Origin of the sequence: Pseudomonas sp. 22515, from assembly GCF_052044625.1 — a bacterium.
Lineage (GTDB): Bacteria > Pseudomonadota > Gammaproteobacteria > Pseudomonadales > Pseudomonadaceae > Aquipseudomonas > Aquipseudomonas alloputida.
This window is the reverse complement of the sequence record NZ_JBQENN010000019.1, coordinates 45,214-61,454: the sequence shown is the minus strand read 5'-3', so window position 1 is coordinate 61,454 and position 16,241 is coordinate 45,214. Positions and strand designations below refer to the sequence as shown.

The 16,241-nt window shown below is 62.3% G+C and carries 15 protein-coding genes and 1 pseudogene; 11 read left to right on the top strand and 5 right to left on the bottom strand.

Features of this window, described 5'->3' with window-relative positions; genetic code table 11:
- Nucleotides 1-478: 478 nt before the first annotated feature.
- Together ACTJJN_RS18300 and ACTJJN_RS18295 are read right to left on the bottom strand one after the other, a co-directional pair.
- Nucleotides 479-1,972, bottom strand: coding sequence for a CoA-acylating methylmalonate-semialdehyde dehydrogenase (locus ACTJJN_RS18300; RefSeq protein ID WP_003255276.1), 1,494 nt, complete (start codon nucleotides 1,970-1,972; stop codon nucleotides 479-481).
- A 73-nt stretch (nucleotides 1,973-2,045) separates the two neighbouring features.
- Nucleotides 2,046-3,392 (bottom strand): aspartate aminotransferase family protein, encoded by a 1,347-nt coding sequence (locus ACTJJN_RS18295; protein WP_014589574.1) that lies wholly within the window; start codon nucleotides 3,390-3,392, stop codon nucleotides 2,046-2,048.
- A gap of 115 nt (nucleotides 3,393-3,507) precedes the next feature.
- Between ACTJJN_RS18295 and ACTJJN_RS18290 the strand changes: the two genes are divergently transcribed.
- The 5 genes from ACTJJN_RS18290 (at nucleotide 3,508) to ACTJJN_RS18270 (ending at nucleotide 7,863) form a co-directional block, all read left to right on the top strand.
- The gene (locus tag ACTJJN_RS18290) at nucleotides 3,508-4,428 is read left to right on the top strand and encodes a LysR family transcriptional regulator (RefSeq protein WP_029380767.1); all 921 of its coding nucleotides are present in this window, start codon (nucleotides 3,508-3,510) and stop codon (nucleotides 4,426-4,428) included.
- Nucleotides 4,429-4,518: 90 nt separating this feature from the next.
- The gene (locus ACTJJN_RS18285) at nucleotides 4,519-5,181 is read left to right on the top strand and encodes a TetR/AcrR family transcriptional regulator (protein WP_012051106.1); all 663 of its coding nucleotides are present in this window, start codon (nucleotides 4,519-4,521) and stop codon (nucleotides 5,179-5,181) included.
- A gap of 9 nt (nucleotides 5,182-5,190) precedes the next feature.
- The gene (locus ACTJJN_RS18280) at nucleotides 5,191-5,775 is read left to right on the top strand and encodes an IMPACT family protein (RefSeq protein WP_221100824.1); all 585 of its coding nucleotides are present in this window, start codon (nucleotides 5,191-5,193) and stop codon (nucleotides 5,773-5,775) included.
- A gap of 368 nt (nucleotides 5,776-6,143) precedes the next feature.
- Nucleotides 6,144-6,830: an SDR family oxidoreductase gene (locus ACTJJN_RS18275; protein ID WP_221100825.1), complete on the top strand. Its 687-nt coding sequence runs from the start codon at nucleotides 6,144-6,146 to the stop codon at nucleotides 6,828-6,830.
- Between the two features lie 85 nt (nucleotides 6,831-6,915).
- Nucleotides 6,916-7,863: an adenosine deaminase gene (locus tag ACTJJN_RS18270; protein ID WP_003255282.1), complete on the top strand. Its 948-nt coding sequence runs from the start codon at nucleotides 6,916-6,918 to the stop codon at nucleotides 7,861-7,863.
- 20 nt (nucleotides 7,864-7,883) lie between these two features.
- Here ACTJJN_RS18270 and ACTJJN_RS18265 read toward each other — a convergent pair whose 3' ends face one another.
- The gene (locus ACTJJN_RS18265) at nucleotides 7,884-8,597 is read right to left on the bottom strand and encodes an ArsR/SmtB family transcription factor (protein ID WP_004576993.1); all 714 of its coding nucleotides are present in this window, start codon (nucleotides 8,595-8,597) and stop codon (nucleotides 7,884-7,886) included.
- Nucleotides 8,598-9,086: 489 nt separating this feature from the next.
- Here ACTJJN_RS18265 and ACTJJN_RS18260 point away from each other — a divergent pair, with 489 nt between their 5' ends.
- Nucleotides 9,087-9,284, top strand: a complete 198-nt coding sequence (locus ACTJJN_RS18260) for a hypothetical protein (protein WP_003255284.1) — start codon at nucleotides 9,087-9,089, stop codon at nucleotides 9,282-9,284.
- Here ACTJJN_RS18260 and ACTJJN_RS18255 read toward each other — a convergent pair.
- Both ACTJJN_RS18255 and ACTJJN_RS18250 read right to left on the bottom strand, forming a co-directional pair.
- Nucleotides 9,235-10,416, bottom strand: a complete 1,182-nt coding sequence (locus ACTJJN_RS18255; protein WP_003255285.1) for a multidrug effflux MFS transporter — start codon at nucleotides 10,414-10,416, stop codon at nucleotides 9,235-9,237. The two genes, ACTJJN_RS18260 and ACTJJN_RS18255, sit on opposite strands and share 50 nt — an antisense overlap.
- A 107-nt stretch (nucleotides 10,417-10,523) precedes the next feature.
- Complete coding sequence (locus tag ACTJJN_RS18250) at nucleotides 10,524-10,721, bottom strand: heavy-metal-associated domain-containing protein (RefSeq protein ID WP_003255286.1); 198 nt, start codon at nucleotides 10,719-10,721, stop codon at nucleotides 10,524-10,526.
- A gap of 145 nt (nucleotides 10,722-10,866) precedes the next feature.
- On the opposite strand from ACTJJN_RS18250, the gene ACTJJN_RS18245 reads away from it, so the two are divergent.
- From ACTJJN_RS18245 to ACTJJN_RS18225, 5 genes and pseudogenes are all read left to right on the top strand, one after another.
- The gene (locus ACTJJN_RS18245) at nucleotides 10,867-11,253 is read left to right on the top strand and encodes a hypothetical protein (protein WP_014755216.1); all 387 of its coding nucleotides are present in this window, start codon (nucleotides 10,867-10,869) and stop codon (nucleotides 11,251-11,253) included.
- A gap of 52 nt (nucleotides 11,254-11,305) precedes the next feature.
- Nucleotides 11,306-13,705: a heavy metal translocating P-type ATPase gene (locus ACTJJN_RS18240; RefSeq protein ID WP_221100826.1), complete on the top strand. Its 2,400-nt coding sequence runs from the start codon at nucleotides 11,306-11,308 to the stop codon at nucleotides 13,703-13,705.
- On the top strand, nucleotides 13,702-14,112 hold the full coding sequence (gene cueR / locus ACTJJN_RS18235) for a Cu(I)-responsive transcriptional regulator (RefSeq protein WP_004576995.1): 411 nt from the start codon (nucleotides 13,702-13,704) through the stop codon (nucleotides 14,110-14,112). The genes ACTJJN_RS18240 and cueR overlap by 4 nt, the downstream gene beginning before the upstream one ends.
- A 167-nt stretch (nucleotides 14,113-14,279) precedes the next feature.
- A pseudogene (locus tag ACTJJN_RS18230) lies at nucleotides 14,280-15,365 on the top strand (HAMP domain-containing protein); the annotation flags it as partial.
- A 90-nt stretch (nucleotides 15,366-15,455) separates the two neighbouring features.
- Nucleotides 15,456-16,223, top strand: coding sequence for a methyl-accepting chemotaxis protein (locus tag ACTJJN_RS18225; RefSeq protein ID WP_372339992.1), 768 nt, complete (start codon nucleotides 15,456-15,458; stop codon nucleotides 16,221-16,223).
- The last annotated feature ends 18 nt before the right edge of the window (nucleotides 16,224-16,241 follow it).

The window sequence follows — 16,241 nt, the reverse complement described above, 5'->3', positions numbered from 1 at the left end:
GGATTCGAGAGGGCGTCAACCTTTAATTTCAAGAAAGTGAAATATAAGGGGAAAAGACCGTATCGGGGCTGCCAAGTGTTCGCCACGACAGTTTCAGCGCCTGTGAGATCGAGCGCCGCCCGCGCGGCGCTTCGCGGGTAAACCCGCTCCTACGTTTGTTTCGGGCCAATTATGCCTGTGGGATTCGCGCGCGAACGCTTTGGTGCCTGTCTCAATATCGCGTCGAACAAACAAGGCGGTCGCGCGCGCCAGGCACAGGAGAGACTGGCCCGAAACAAACGTAGGAGCGGGTTTACCCGCGAAGCGCCGCGCGGGCGGCGCTCGATCTCACAGGCGCTGCAGGGGTTATGGCAGACACATCTCACCGCCAAAACCACCTCAAGACATACCCACCACACCTCCCCCTACAACAGCAAAAACCAACCCCCAAAAACAAAGCGGGGAGGCCTGACGGTCTCCCCGCTTTGTTTACCCTCCCTTAAAGGCTAGGGAATGCAAACTGCGACGCTTCATGGCTGGCCCGCTGAGGCCAACGCTGGGTAATTGCCTTGCGACGGGTATAGAAGCGCACACCATCCGGGCCATAGGCATGCAGATCACCAAACAGCGAACGCTTCCAGCCACCAAAGCTGTGATAGGCCACCGGCACCGGCAGCGGTACGTTCACACCCACCATACCCACTTCGATCTCGTCGCAGAACAGACGGGCCGCTTCACCGTCACGCGTAAAGATGCAGGTGCCGTTGCCATACTCGTGATCGTTGATCAGCTGCATGGCCTGCTCCAGGCTATTCACACGGACCACGCACAGCACCGGGCCAAAGATCTCCTCTTTATAGATGCGCATCTCCGGGGTCACCTTGTCGAACAGGGTGCCACCCACAAAGTAGCCATCTTCATTACCCGCCACTCGGAAACCACGGCCATCCACCACCAGCTTGGCGCCAGCAGCAACACCGTCATCGATGTAACCCACGACCTTGTCACGCGCTGCCGCAGTCACCAGCGGGCCCATGTCCAGGCCGCACGAGGTGCCGGCACCAATCTTCAGCGCCTTGATCTGTGGCTCCAGCTTGGCAATCAGGGCATCGGCCACTTGGTCGCCTACGCACACGGCGACCGAAATGGCCATGCAACGCTCGCCACACGAACCGTAAGCCGCGCCCATCAGTGCACTGACGGCGTTGTCCAGGTCGGCATCCGGCATCAGCACCGCGTGGTTCTTCGCGCCCCCCAGGGCTTGTACACGCTTGCCACGCTTGGTGCCTTCGGCATAGATGTACTCGGCGATCGGGGTCGAGCCCACGAAGCTCAGTGCTTTGACTTCCGGCGCTTCGATCAGCGCATCCACCGCTTCCTTGTCACCGTGCACGACGTTCAGGATGCCCTTCGGCAGGCCGGCTTCCAGCAGCAACTGGGCAATGTACAGGGTCGAGCTCGGGTCACGCTCGGAAGGCTTGAGGATGAATGCGTTGCCGCAGGCGATGGCCAGCGGGTACATCCACAGCGGCACCATGGCCGGGAAGTTGAATGGGGTGATACCGGCAACCACGCCCAGCGGCTGGAAGTCGGACCAGGCGTCGATGTTCGGACCGACGTTGCGGCTGTACTCACCCTTCAGCACTTCAGGGGCTGCACACGCGAACTCGACGTTCTCGATACCACGCTTCAGTTCACCGGCGGCGTCTTCCAGGGTCTTGCCGTGCTCTTCGCTGATCATCTGCGAAATCTTGGCTTCGTTCTGCTCCAGCAGTTGCTTGAAGCGGAACATCACCTGGGCGCGCTTGGCCGGAGGGGTGTTGCGCCAGGCCGGGAAGGCTGCCTTGGCCGAGTCGATCGCTTCCTGCACGGTTGCGCGGCTGGCCAGTTCGACCTTGCGAACGGCCTGGCCAGTGGACGGGTTGAAGACATCGGCGGTGCGCTCACCCTTGGTAACCAGTTCGCCGTGAATCAGGTGCTGAACAATGCTCATGCAAAACTCCAGATAAACAAAGGAGAGCCAGGCGCGCGCTGCGGGCATGCGCCTGGCATCAAAATCGGAAAGATCAGTCGATCAGGTTCAGGGTTTCGCCTACAGCATCGAACAGGCGGTCCAGTTCCTGCGGCTTGGTATTGAAGGTTGGGCCGAACTGCAGGGTGTCGCCACCAAAGCGTACATAGAAGCCGGCTTTCCACAGCTTCATGGCCGCTTCGTATGGGCGAACAATGGCATCACCGTCACGGGCGGCGATCTGGATGGCGCCGGCCAGGCCGTAGTTACGGATATCGACGATATTCTTGGTGCCCTTCACGCCGTGCAACAGCTTCTCGAAATGCGGCGCCAGTTCAGCCGCGGACTGCACCAGGTTTTCCTTCTGCAGCAGGTCCAGCGCGGCGAGACCGGCGGCACAGGCTACCGGGTGCGCCGAATAGGTGTAGCCGTGTGGGAATTCCACGGCGTATTCCGGGGTCGGCTGATTCATGAAGGTCTGGTAGATCTCGCTGCTGGCAATCACTGCGCCCATCGGGATGGCGCCGTTGGTCACCTGCTTGGCGATGCACATCAGGTCCGGGGTAACGCCGAAGGCTTCCGAGCCGGTCATCGCGCCCATGCGGCCGAAGCCTGTGATCACTTCGTCGAAGATCAGCAGAATGTTGTGCTGGGTGCAGATTTCACGCAGACGCTTCAGGTAACCCTTCGGCGGCGGCAGCACACCGGCCGAACCGGCCAGCGGCTCGACGATGACTGCTGCGATGTTGGAGGCATCGTGCAGCTCGATCAGCTTGAGCATTTCGTCAGCCAGCGCGATACCGCCCTCTTCCGGCATGCCTTTGGAGAAGGCGTTCACTGGCAACACGGTGTGAGGCAGGTGGTCGACGTCCAGCAGCTGACCAAACATCTTGCGGTTACCGTTGACGCCACCCAGGCTGGTACCGGCGATGTTCACGCCATGGTAACCACGGGCACGGCCGATGATCTTGGTCTTGGTTGCCTGGCCTTTCAGGCGCCAGTAGGCACGTACCATCTTCAGTGCGGTATCGGCGCACTCGGAACCGGAGTTGGTATAGAAGACGTGATTCAGATTGCCCGGCACCAGCTCGGCGATCTTTTCCGCCAGCTGGAACGACAGCGGGTGGCCGAACTGGAACGCTGGGGAGTAGTCCAGCGTACTCAGTTGGCGGGTCACCGCGTCAGCGATTTCCTTGCGAGTGTGCCCTGCGCCGCAGGTCCACAGGCCAGACAGGGCGTCGAAGATCTTGCGCCCGTGGTCATCGACCAGGTAATTGCCTTCGGCCGCCACGATCAGGCGTGGGTCGCGCTGGAAGTTGCGGTTGGCGGTATAGGGCATCCAGTGGGCGTCCAGCTTGAGCTGGCTGGCGATACCCGCGGGGGCGGTTTCGGGCATGTTCATCGGCGGTTCCTCGGAAGACGATTAGGCAACGATGGATGTTGTTGCAGCTAAGTTGGCACGGCGATAGAGTCTGAAAAAGCCTACATTTCTAACCTTCAGGCAGGCCGAGACTAAACTGATGAGCCGAAGACCCGATCCACTCGCCCAAGTCAGCGATTTCGACATCCGCCTGCTGAAGATCTATCGCAGCGTCGTCGAGTGCGGAGGCTTCTCGGCTGCCGAAAACGTACTGGGCATTGGTCGCTCGGCCATCAGCCAGCAGATGAACGACCTCGAACAACGCCTCGGCCTGCGCCTGTGTCAGCGCGGCCGCGCCGGTTTCTCGCTGACGGAGGAAGGCCGCGAGGTCTACCATTCAGCCCTGCAACTGCTCAGCGCGCTGGAAACCTTCCGCACCGAGGTCAATGGCCTGCACCAGCATTTGCGCGGCGAGCTGAACATCGGCCTGACCGACAACCTGGTGACCCTGCCGCACATGCGTATCACCCATGCCCTGGCGGAACTCAAGGACCGCGGCCCTGATGTACGCATCCAGATCCGTATGATCGCCCCCAGCCAGGTCGAGCACGGCGTGCTCGACGGCAGCCTGCACGTTGGCGTCGTCCCACAGACCAGCCCGCTATCGGGGCTTGAGTACCAACCGTTGTACAGCGAACGCTCGCTGCTGTACTGCGCAGTCGGCCACCCGCTGTTCTACGCCGACGACCAGCAGATAGACGACGAACGCCTCAACAGCCAGGAAGCCATCACCCCCACCTTCCGCCTGCCGGCCGACATCCAGGCGCACTACCAGGCGCTGAATTGCACAGCCAGTGCTTCTGACCGCGAGGGCATGGCGTTTCTCATCCTCACCGGGCGTTATATTGGCTATCTGCCCGACCACTACGCCATGTTCTGGGTACAGCAAGGCCGTTTGCGTGCGCTCAAGCCCAAGGAGCGCTTTTATGACCTGAGCCTGAGCTGGGTTACCCGCAAAGGTCGGCGCCCCAACCTGGTGTTGGAAAGCTTCCTCGAAAGCCTGGCTGCGACACGTTGATGCCAGTCTGTGCCGCAAACGCTTGTCACTTCGGCACAGGCAGGTAATCTTGTCCCACAGCCGCAGCCACTGCCCCGTACGGAATCGTCCATGACCCTAGAAGTCCCTGCGCATCGCCTCTCCGCCTCGGGCAAGCCCGCGGGCCGTATCCGCCAGAAGAACGAACAGGCCATTATCCAGGCCGCCGAAGATGAGTTCGCCCGCCATGGTTTCAAGGGCACCAGCATGAACACCATCGCCCTCAAGGCGGGGTTGCCCAAGGCTAACCTGCATTACTACTTCACCAACAAGCTGGGCCTGTACATCGCCGTGCTCAGCAACATCATCGAGTTGTGGGACAGCACCTTCAACGCCTTGAGCGTCGATGACGACCCCGGTGAAGCCCTGAGCCAGTACATCCGCACCAAAATGGAGTTCTCCCGGCGCAACCCGCAAGCTTCGCGCATTTTCGCCATGGAAGTGATCAGCGGTGGCACCTGCCTGACCGAATACTTCAGTGCCGATTACCGCGAATGGTTCCGCGGCCGTGCTGCGGTATTCCAGGCTTGGATCGAAGCAGGCAAAATGGACCCGGTCGACCCGGTACACCTGATCTTCCTGCTCTGGGGCAGCACCCAGCACTATGCCGACTTCGCCACCCAGATTTGCCAGGTGACTGGCCGCAGCCGCCTGACCAAGCAGGACATGGAAGACGCGAGCAACAACCTTATCCACATCATTTTGAAGGGCTGCGGCATCACGCCGGCTGCCTGACCGTCTTTTATGCCTTCTACCCTGCTCGACCTCTGCGAATACCGCGAGGAAATCCGCAAAAGCCGCTTCATCACCCTCGCCGGGCCGATCAGCAGCGCCGCCGAAGCGATGAGTTTCATCGAACGCCACAGCGACCTGGCCGCTACCCACAACTGCTGGGCCTGGAAACTCGGCGCGCAGTACCGCAGCAGTGACGACGGCGAACCCGGCGGCACTGCAGGGCGGCCGATACTGGCGGCCATTGAAGCGCAGGACTGCGACCAAGTGGTGGTGCTGGTGATCCGTTGGTACGGCGGCATCCAGCTGGGTACCGGCGGCCTGGCCAGGGCCTATGGCGGCGGCGCCAACAAGTGCCTGCAACAGGCGCCCAAGCGCCTACTGGTGCAGCGCAGCCACTTCAGCTGCAGTTGCAGTTTCAGCGAACTGGCGCTGGTGAAGTTGCGCCTGGCCGAGGTTGACGGCCTGGTCCTGGATGAACAGTTCACCGCCAATGGTGTGGACCTGGTGGTTGCCCTCGGTGACGCCCACCTGGCGCCATTGCAACAGCAACTGGCGGACCTGAGCCGCGGGCGTATTTTGCTCGAAGCACGCTGAACATTGCCCACAACAACTGTGGGCCTGCCTGTGGATAAGCTTGGGGCACTCTCTTGCAGGCTAGTGATTTCGAGGCCCCCAGAGCTTTGATCATATTTTGATCACTATTTGATGACAGTCGTAAACTGCTGAATGTGCGCGACTTATCCCCAGCGAACCGCCCATCCAAGCCGCACCCCGCTTGCTCACCTTGCACACAATAACTGTGGACCAGCTTGTGGATAACCCGTGCGCCAACAGGCGAAGCGCCCGGCCCCGCAAGGCCCAGACAAAACTGACCATTTTTTAACCAGACGCAAACCAGGCACGCGTATTCGCCGTGACGTATGCTCAATTCCTTTCTCCTACACCGATAAAGGAATGTTCCTATGGCCAATTCAAGAACTGCCCTCATCATCGGCGCCTCGCGCGGGCTTGGCCTGGGCTTGGTACAACGCCTGCACGAAGACGGTTGGCACATCACTGCCACCGTCCGTAACCCGCAGCAGCCCGGCGCCCTGGCGAACGTGCCCGGCGTGCATATCGAGCAGCTGGAAATGAACGACACCGTTCAGCTCGACAGCCTGAAGCAACGCCTGCAAGGCCAGGTGTTCGACCTGATATTCGTCAACGCCGGAGTCATGGGCCCCCTGCCGCAAGACCTGGAGGGAGTCCACAACAGCGACATTGGCGATCTGTTCATGACCAACGCTGTGGCGCCGATACGCGTGGCTCGCCGCCTGGTGGGTCAAATACGCGAAGGCAGTGGTGTGCTGGCTTTCATGAGCTCGATCCTGGGAAGCGTCACCATCCCAGACGGTGGCGAAATCTGCCTGTACAAGGCCAGCAAGGCGGCACTGAACTCGATGATCAACAGCTTCTTCGTTGAGCAGCAGCGCCCGGACCTGTGCGTGCTGGCCATGCACCCGGGCTGGGTGAAAACTGACATGGGTGGCGAAAACGCCGAAATCGATGTGCTCACCAGCACCCGCGGCATGATCGAACAGATCAAGGCCCAAAGCGGCAAGGGCGGCCTGCGTTTCATCAACTACAAGGGCGAACCCTTGGTCTGGTGATTCACCAGGTCGCAGCCCGGCTGGGCGCATTGCCCAGCCAGCCCCTGTAGAATGGCCGCAACCGTACCTGATTGAGATGACCACTATGTATGACTGGTTGAACGCCCTGCCCAAGGCCGAACTGCACCTGCACCTGGAAGGCTCACTGGAGCCAGAGTTGCTGTTCGCCCTGGCCGAGCGCAACAAGATCGCCTTGCCCTGGGCCGATGTGGAGACCTTGCGCGGTGCCTATGCCTTCAACAACCTGCAGGAGTTCCTCGACCTGTATTACCAGGGCGCGGATGTGCTGCGCACCGAGCAGGACTTCTACGACCTGACCTGGGCCTACCTGCAACGCTGCAAGGCCCAGAACGTGATCCACACCGAACCCTTCTTCGACCCGCAGACCCACACCGACCGCGGCATTGCTTTCGAAGTGGTGCTCAATGGCATCAGCCAGGCGCTCAAGGATGGCCGCGAACAACTGGGCATCAGCAGCGGCCTGATCCTCAGCTTCCTGCGCCACCTCAGCGAGGATGAAGCGCACAAGACCCTCGATCAGGCCTTGCCGTTCCGCGATGCGTTCATTGCCGTAGGCCTGGACAGCTCGGAGATGGGCCACCCGCCCAGCAAGTTCCAGCGGGTGTTCGACCGCGCCCGTAGCGAAGGCTTCGTCGCCGTTGCCCATGCTGGCGAAGAAGGCCCGCCCGAGTACATCTGGGAAGCCCTCGACCTGCTGAAGATCAAACGTATCGACCATGGCGTGCGCGCCATCGAGGACGAGCGCCTGATGCAGCGCATCATCGACGAGCAGATCCCGCTCACGGTGTGCCCGCTCTCCAACACCAAGCTCTGCGTGTTCGACCACATGAGCCAGCACAACATCCTCGACATGCTCGAGCGTGGTGTGAAAGTCACGGTCAACTCGGACGACCCGGCCTACTTCGGTGGCTACGTCACGGAGAACTTCCACGCTCTGCATACCCACTTGGGCATGACCGAAGACCAGGCTCGTCGCCTGGCGCAGAACAGCCTGGACGCACGGTTGGTTTGAGTAGCATGACGACGTTGCGCTCAACCGACCTGCAACGTCGCCACGCGGGCTATGCGATTGATCTGCTGGATACCCAGCGCCGAAATATGCAGTGCCCGCGAGTCCTCTATCTCGCGCATCCAGCCAGATTGCAGGAACAACCTGAACAAGGCCTGACCCAGTACGCCCCCCAGATGCGGGCCTTGGTCATTCCATTCGGTGCAGCGGCAGATCACGCAACCTCGTTGCTGGTGGGGCGCCAGGGCATCGATGTACACCCCGACCAAGGCCAACTGCGCCCGCCCCTCGTCACTGACCCTCAAGTGCCGTCCGCTGCCTTCCAACCAGCCAGCCACCACCATGCGATGGTACAGCTCACTGGCCAACTCCCCACCCAGGTGATCGCCACAACGGCGCGCCCGGCGCATCGACAGCGGCAGCGACGATACCGGCGCTTCGGCACGCTCTCCCCTGGCGCTTTCCAGCTGTACGCTGGCCAAGGCCTCTACCGCCGCTCCGACCTGCGGGGTAGCCAGGCAGAAGTAACGTTTGCGGCCCCTGGCTTCATGCCTGAGCAAACCGGCCGACGACAGCAGCGAAAGGTGCGCGCAGGCTGACGATGAAGTCAGGCCAGTCATTATCGCGAGCTCATTGGCCAACCGCGGTGTGCCATCGATCAATGCCCACAACATGGCACTGCGCTTGGGGTCGGCCATCAGGCTGGCGATCTGGCTGATACTGCTGGCTGCGTTCATGTCCTTGTAACTCCCTGCAAGTTCACTGTGGGGATGCGATGGCCAACCCTGCCAGGGAAGCGCCTCTCGCTGGCACTGGCCTGGCTCGCCAGTATAAGCCGCAGAAAACGCCGGTTCAGACGGCCAGGTGCCATCGTACTCATGACGAAAAACCACTGGGTATGCCTACCCATGGCAAGCAGCGAGGCGGCTTCGAAAACGCCCCGGCACCCAGTCAATCAAGGCACCGGTACGCCCACACAAACGCGCTGAAACATCTTGATGAAAACAGACTTGCAGCCATATCAGATGTGGCCCACAGCAACCTTCCACAAATAGTGCGAAACAAAGCGAAGGTTCTGCGGGTTTGCAGGCATTGCGCCCAAAGTAGGAGACACCGCCAGGAAAATGCACACACTTACCGTCAGTCAGGACGCTGAAGCCGTGTCATGGCAGGCTGGCGGGCCAGCGCTACACTTGAGCGGCTCCCCTTCCTGGAGGTATGCAGCGATGAAAATTATCGTAAGTGCGTCGAGCCGAAACCCCGCCTGCCCTTGGCAAGTCCAGCTCGATCAGCATGTGGTCAGTTTCCGCAGCGAGGCTGAGGCGCGTGCCTTCGTCGCCACGCTGGAAACCCGGCTGCAGGCACCTCACCCGCTCATGCGGGAGCCTTGGCCTGCAAACGCCGGGTCAACAGCGCAACACTGACCACCAGCGCCCCGCACAGGCTGATCACGATTGCCATGGGCACCGCACTGCCATCATGCAGCAGCCCGACCAGCGCCGCAGCACCCGCAGCTACGCTGAACTGCACACAGCCCATCAGTGCCGAGGCGCTGCCGGCACGCGCGCCCTGTCCACTCATGGCGCAGGCCGAAGCATTGGGAATGATGCAACCAAGGCTGGCGATACAGATGAACAGCGGCACCAGTAGCGGCCACAGTTGCGCAGGGCGCAACGCCGCCACGCCCAGCAGCACCAGGCCCGCAACCAGATACAGCCACACCGCACGGCCCAGCAGGAAGGCCGGCCCGCGTTTGGCCAGCAGGCGGGCGTTCACCTGCGCCACCAGAATAAAACCTGCGGCGTTGGTGCCGAACAGCCAGCCGTAGTGCTCAGCGGGCACGCCATACAGTTTGATGAACACGAAAGGTGAACCGGCGATATAGGCAAACATGCCGGCAATGGCGATACCGCCGGTCAGGGCATGGCCAAGGAAAACCCGGTCAGCCAGCAGCCGCAGGTACTGGCGCAAGGCGCCAGACAGCGGTTGCCGGGGTATATGCTCGGGCAGGCTTTCCGGCAGGCCCAGGCTTACCGCCAGCAGGCAGCCGGCACTGAACAGGCTCAGCGCAAGGAAGATCGACTGCCAACCGGCCAGGTTCACCAGCACCCCACCCAGCATCGGTGCCAGGATCGGCGCCAAGCCCATGACCAGCATCAGTTGCGAAAACACTTTGGCTGAAGCTACCGGGTCGCACTTGTCGCTGACGATGGCCCGCGAAAGCACCATGCCGGCACAACCACCCAGTGCCTGGATGAAACGCGCCACCACCAAGGTATCGAGGTTGGGGGCGTAGGCACAGGCCAGTGATGCCAAGGTGAACAGCGTAACGCCGAACATCAGCGGTTTGCGTCGGCCAAAGCGGTCGGCAACCGGCCCATAGGCCAACTGCCCGATAGACAGGCCCAGGAAGTAGGCGGCCAACGTGGCCTGGACGTGTTTTTCATCGGTGGCGAACGCTTGCGCCATGGCCGGGAAGGCTGGCAGGTAAAAGTCGATCGCCAAGGGCCCGAACGCACTGAGTGCGCCCAGGATGAGCACCATTCGCAGGTTCATCAGGAATCCATAGCAGGCTAAGCAAGTGACTGATTCTACCTGCTGTGGACCCTGTCAATGTGAAAACATTTGCAACACTGTTACCCCCGGTGGGAGCAATCAGGTCTTCAGGCGATTTCGGCCTGATACCCCTCATCGCGAATCGCAGTGAGAATCTGCTCCTGCGCCAACTCGCTCTGCACACGCACCTGTTTGCCTGCCAGATCAACTTCCACCCTGGCTGCCGCATCCTGCTCCTGCACCGCGCGGGTCACGGCTTTCACGCAATGGCCGCAGGTCATGCCTTGTACATTGAACACTTGCATGGGGGTTACCTCCTTCAGGTTTTTCACAAGTTTCAAGCTTGCCATCAGGGCAAGGTCAAGCCCTGCCTGCAACGCCCGGGGTGGAAATCCGCGTCCGCGTCGGCCAAGCTGCGCCTTTGACGATCAGGCAAGCAGGAGATTTTTCATGTTCAGGGCAGCATTGGGCGTCGTCGGGCTCTTGGGCGCGCTGGCTGTGGTGCCACCGGCATTCGCCGAGGGCAACTCGGCCTACAGCGTACTGATCATTTCCCGGGAGCGCCTGGAAGTGGCCACCAGTTGCGAAATCGGCGTGTACCTAAACGACCAGCTTTCCGGGCGCGTTTTCCAGGAGCAGTCCACCTCGTTCAACCTGCCGCCTGGCCCGGTGGATGTGCGCCTGCGCCTGCTGCCTGGGCAAATGCCGGGTTGCGCCGCAGGTATAGAGGACCAGCGCAGCGCGCGTTTGAATCTGCAGGCGGGCCAGATCAACAAATACCGCATCGCCATGGGGCAATATGGGCTGGAGTTGAAACGAGCCGACCTGGGCTATTGACCTTGCCTGCGTGGCAAGGTTGATGCTGGAGGCCTGTCCAAGGAGGAGAGCCATGCCCGCATCCACCACATACGACCTGCCGATCTCCGGCATGACCTGCGCCAGCTGTGCTGGCCGGGTCGAGCACGCCCTGCGCAAGGTCACCGGCGCTGAACAGGTCAGCGTAAACCTCACCACTGAAAAAGCCCGGGTTGTAGCCCCGCCTGCCAGCCTGCCAGCCTTGGTCGAAGCCGTGCGCGAGGCCGGTTACGGGGTACCAACCCGCACCCTCGAACTGCAGATAGGCGGCATGACCTGCGCCAGTTGTGTCGGCCGAGTAGAGCGCGCCCTGGGCAAATTGGCCGGGGTCGAGCGGGTCAGCGTCAACTTGGCCAGCGAACGCGCGCACCTCGAAGTGCTTGCGGCCCTTGATGACAACCTGCTGATCGACGCTGTGCAAAAGGCAGGCTACAGCGCCAGCCTGCCGCAATCGACCAAGGACGACCAAAGCGCTGTCCAGCGCCGCCTGCGCAACGAGCGCCTGGCAGTCGGTGCAGCCTTGCTGTTGGCCCTGCCGCTGGTATTACCCATGCTGGTACAACCGTTCGGCTTGCACTGGATGCTACCCGCCTGGGCGCAGTTCCTGCTGGCCACACCCGTGCAGTTCATTCTCGGTGCCCGCTTCTACATTGCAGCCTGGAAGGCCGTGCGCGCCGGCGCCGGCAACATGGACCTGCTGGTGGCCCTGGGCACCAGCGCTGGCTATGGTCTGAGCCTGTACCAATGGGCCCAGGCTCCCGCCGGTATGGCCCCGCACCTGTACTTCGAAGCCTCAGCCGTGGTGATTGCCCTGGTATTGCTGGGCAAGTACCTGGAAAGCCGCGCCAAACGCCAGACCGCCAGTGCCATACGAGCCCTCGAAGCCCTGCGCCCGGAACGCGCCCTGCGCGTGGTCGACGGTGTGGAAGAGGACGTGGCCATTGCCCACTTGCGCTTGGGCGACCTGGTACTGGTCAAGCCCGGCGAACGCTTCCCAGTCGACGGCGTGGTCGAAGACGGCAGCAGCCATGCCGATGAGGCCCTGATCAGCGGCGAGAGCTTGCCAGTGCCCAAGCAGCCCGGCGACAGCGTCACCGGTGGCGCCATCAATGGTGAAGGCCGGCTGCTGGTGCGTACCCAGGCGCTGGGCACCGAGACCGTGCTGGCGCGCATCATCCGCCTGGTGGAAGACGCCCAGGCCGCCAAAGCACCGATCCAGAAGCTGGTCGACCGTGTCAGCCAGGTGTTCGTCCCGGCCGTGCTGGTACTGGCCCTGATCACCTTGATCGGCTGGTGGCTGGCAGGGGTACCGCTGGAAACCGCGCTGATCAACGCCGTCGCCGTGCTGGTCATCGCCTGCCCCTGCGCCCTCGGCCTGGCCACACCCGCCGCGATCATGGCCGGCACCGGGGTCGCCGCCCGCCACGGTATTCTGATCAAGGATGCCGAAGCTCTGGAGCGTGCCCATGCGGTCAACCGCGTAGTGTTCGACAAAACCGGTACCCTCACCTCCGGCAGCCCGCGGGTGGTTCACAGTCAGGCGCTGGACGGCAACAGTGCCGACCTTCACCGCCTGGCCGGCGCCCTGCAGCGCGGGAGTGAACACCCGCTGGCCAAGGCGGTACTGGTGGCCTGTGCAGAGCAAGGGCTGGACGTGCCAACCGTTGCCGACAGCCAGTCACTGACCGGGCGCGGCATTGCCGGGCGCGTTGAAGGCCGTGAACTGGCGCTGGGCAACCGCCGACTGCTTGACGAAAGCGGTCTGCAGCCCGGCGATTTGGCTGCCCAGGCCCAGGCCTGGGAAGCGGAAGGGCGCACACTGTCGTGGCTGATCGAGCGCGGCGCGCAACCGAGAGTGGTGGGCCTGTTCGCCTTTGGTGACAGCCTCAAGCCTGGCGCCGCGCAGGCCATCGAAACCCTGCACGCCCAACACATCAGCAGCCACCTGCTGACCGGTGACAACCGTGGCAGCGCCAAAGTGGTTGCCGAGGCACTGGGCATCGACGATGTGCACGCCGAAGTGCTACCGGCCGACAAGGCCGCGACCGTGGCCGCGCTCAAGCAGGATGGGGTGGTCGCCATGGTTGGCGATGGCATCAACGATGCACCGGCGTTGGCCGCGGCCGACATCGGCATTGCCATGGGTGGCGGTACCGACGTGGCCATGCAGGCCGCCGGCATCACCCTGATGCGTGGCGACCCGCGCCTGGTGCCCGCCGCGCTGGAAATCAGCCGCAAGACCTACGCGAAGATCCGCCAGAACCTGTTCTGGGCCTTCATCTACAACCTGATCGGCATTCCGCTCGCCGCGCTGGGTTACCTCAACCCGGTACTGGCAGGTGCCGCCATGGCCCTGTCCAGTGTCAGCGTCGTCAGCAATGCCCTGTGGCTTAAAACGTGGAAACCCACCAGCAGCACCCAGGAGGTACCATGAATATCGGCCAGGCCGCCCGCCGCAGCGGGCTCAGCACCAAGATGATCCGTTACTACGAGTCCATCGGCCTGCTCAAACCCGCCACTCGCAGCGACAGCGGCTACCGCCTGTACCAGGCGCAAGACTTGCACAACCTGGCCTTCATCAAACGCTCCCGCGACCTGGGCTTTTCCCTCGAAGAGGTCGGCAAGTTGCTGACCTTGTGGCAGGACCGCCAACGTGCCAGCGCCGATGTGAAGGCGCTGGCCATGCACCACATCGATGAACTGAACCGGCGCATCGAGGAGCTGGTGAGCTTGCGCGACACCCTCGGCGAGCTGGTTTCGCACTGCCAGGGTGACGACCGCCCGGACTGCCCGATCCTCAAAGACCTGGCCAATGGCGCTGCGGGCAGCTGCTGTCACTGAGCTGCCACGCGCCTTTGGCATGCCATAAATGTCCAAACACGACCGAATAGTCACCAACCACGACTTTATCCAATAAATACGGGCGTTTTGGCTTCATAAAACCCGGATGCTGCCGATGCAGTTGCTACCTGCCTCGTGTGTCGAAAACAAAAATTCCGGGAGCGTCGATGAGCATCAAACAGAAACTGACCTGGGCATTCGCGGTCATCGCCGGCTTGCCCATCGTTCTCGTGGCCACCCTGGTGGTCATCAACCTGCGCGGCGAAGCCCGCGACGGATTCCTCGACAGCAGCAGCCGGGAAATCCGCCAGGTCAGCAACGCGATGAACATCTTCTTCCAGGGGATCAACCAAAACGTCGAGTACATGGCTTCCCAGCCAATGGTTGCCGCCACGGGCAGCGAGCTGAACAAGTACATGAGCGCAACCCCGTCCTACGAACTGGGCGAGCAGGCCAGCAAAATTCTCGACTTCATGACTCGCCTGGCCAACTCACACCCCGCCTACGCCTACCTGTCCTACGGGGTGAATGACGGCGGCTACACTGGCTGGCCGGCCGGCCAGAAGTTTGTCAATTATGACCCTCGCACGCGCCCCTGGTACCAACTTGCCATGGCCAACCCTGGCAAGACGATGCGTACCGGCGCCTACTACTGGGCCGCCGACGATGCGGTGCTGGTCAGCACCGTGCGCACCGTGGCCAACCAGCTGGGCAACCCCGGCGGCGTGGTCAACATCGACGTGTCGCTCAAGGGCCTGACCGAAATCGTCAAGCAGATCAAACTGGGCGAAAGCGGCTACCTGATGCTGGTGGAAAGCAACGGCAACGTGATGGTCGACCCGCGCGACGCCGCCCACAACTTCAAGCAGCTGGGAAGCTTTGGCGACGGTTACGCCAAGCTGGCCAAAGCCGGCAAAGGCCTGGTCGAGGTCGAGCTCAATGGCGTGCACTACATGGCCAACGTCTACCCCGACCAGCAGCTGGGCTGGACCTTCATCGGCCTGATCGAACAAAGCGAAGTGATGCAGACCACCACCCGGCTCACCTGGCTGATCGGTGTCATCGCTGTGGTGTTGGCCTCGCTGTTCGCGGTGGTCGGTGCGGCCTTCGCCAAACTGATCGTGCGCCCGATCAACAGCGTCACCAACGGCCTGGAGGACATTGCCCAAGGTGAGGGTGACCTGACCCGCAACCTGGAAATCCGCGGCCGCGACGAAACCGCGCAACTGGCCAGCTGGTTCAACCAGTTCCTCGGTGCCATTCGCAGCCTGATCCAGCACATCGGTGCTGCCGCCAGCAAGATCCTCAGCACCTCCAGCAGCTCGACCCGCGTCTCCAGCGACATGGCCGAGGCGGCCGGCCGCCAGCGCGAAGCCGTGGATATGGTTTCCACTGCATTCCACGAAATGGTCGCCACCGCCAATGAAGTGGCACGGTCCTGCAGCCAGGCGGCGCAGTCGGCCGACAACGGCCAGCAGCAGGCCCGCGAAGGGCAGCAACAGATCGATGCAGCGGTACACAGCGTTGATCGCCTGAGCCAGGAGATCGAGCAATCGGCCCAGTCGATCCAGCAACTGGAGCGTGACAGCAACGCCATTCAGTCGATCCTCGGCACGATCCGTTCGATTGCCGAACAAACCAACCTGCTGGCCCTGAACGCCGCCATCGAAGCGGCCCGTGCCGGTGAACAGGGCCGCGGCTTTGCCGTGGTGGCCGACGAAGTACGGGCGCTGGCCAAGCGTACTGCCGACTCCACCGCTGAAATCGACGGTTTGCTGGGCAACCTGGCCAGCCGTACCGCCGAAGTGGCCGAGCAGATGCACGCCAGCCTGGAAGTGTCGCAGCAGTCGGTGAGCCGCATTGGTCTGGCCCGCGACAGCTTCGGGCAGATCCGTGAGTCGGTGGATGTGATCCGCGACATGAACACCCAGATCGCCACGGCAGCCGAAGAACAGCATCAGGTGGCTGAGGACATCAACCGGCACATCAGCCAGATTCACGGGGATGCGCAGTTGGTGGCCGAGCTGGCCCAGGCGGCGCGCCAGGACTCCGAGAGCCTGGCCGGGCTGTCCAATGAGCTGGATACGCTGGTGCGCAGGTTCCGCACCTGACGTATGGCCTGTGCCGGC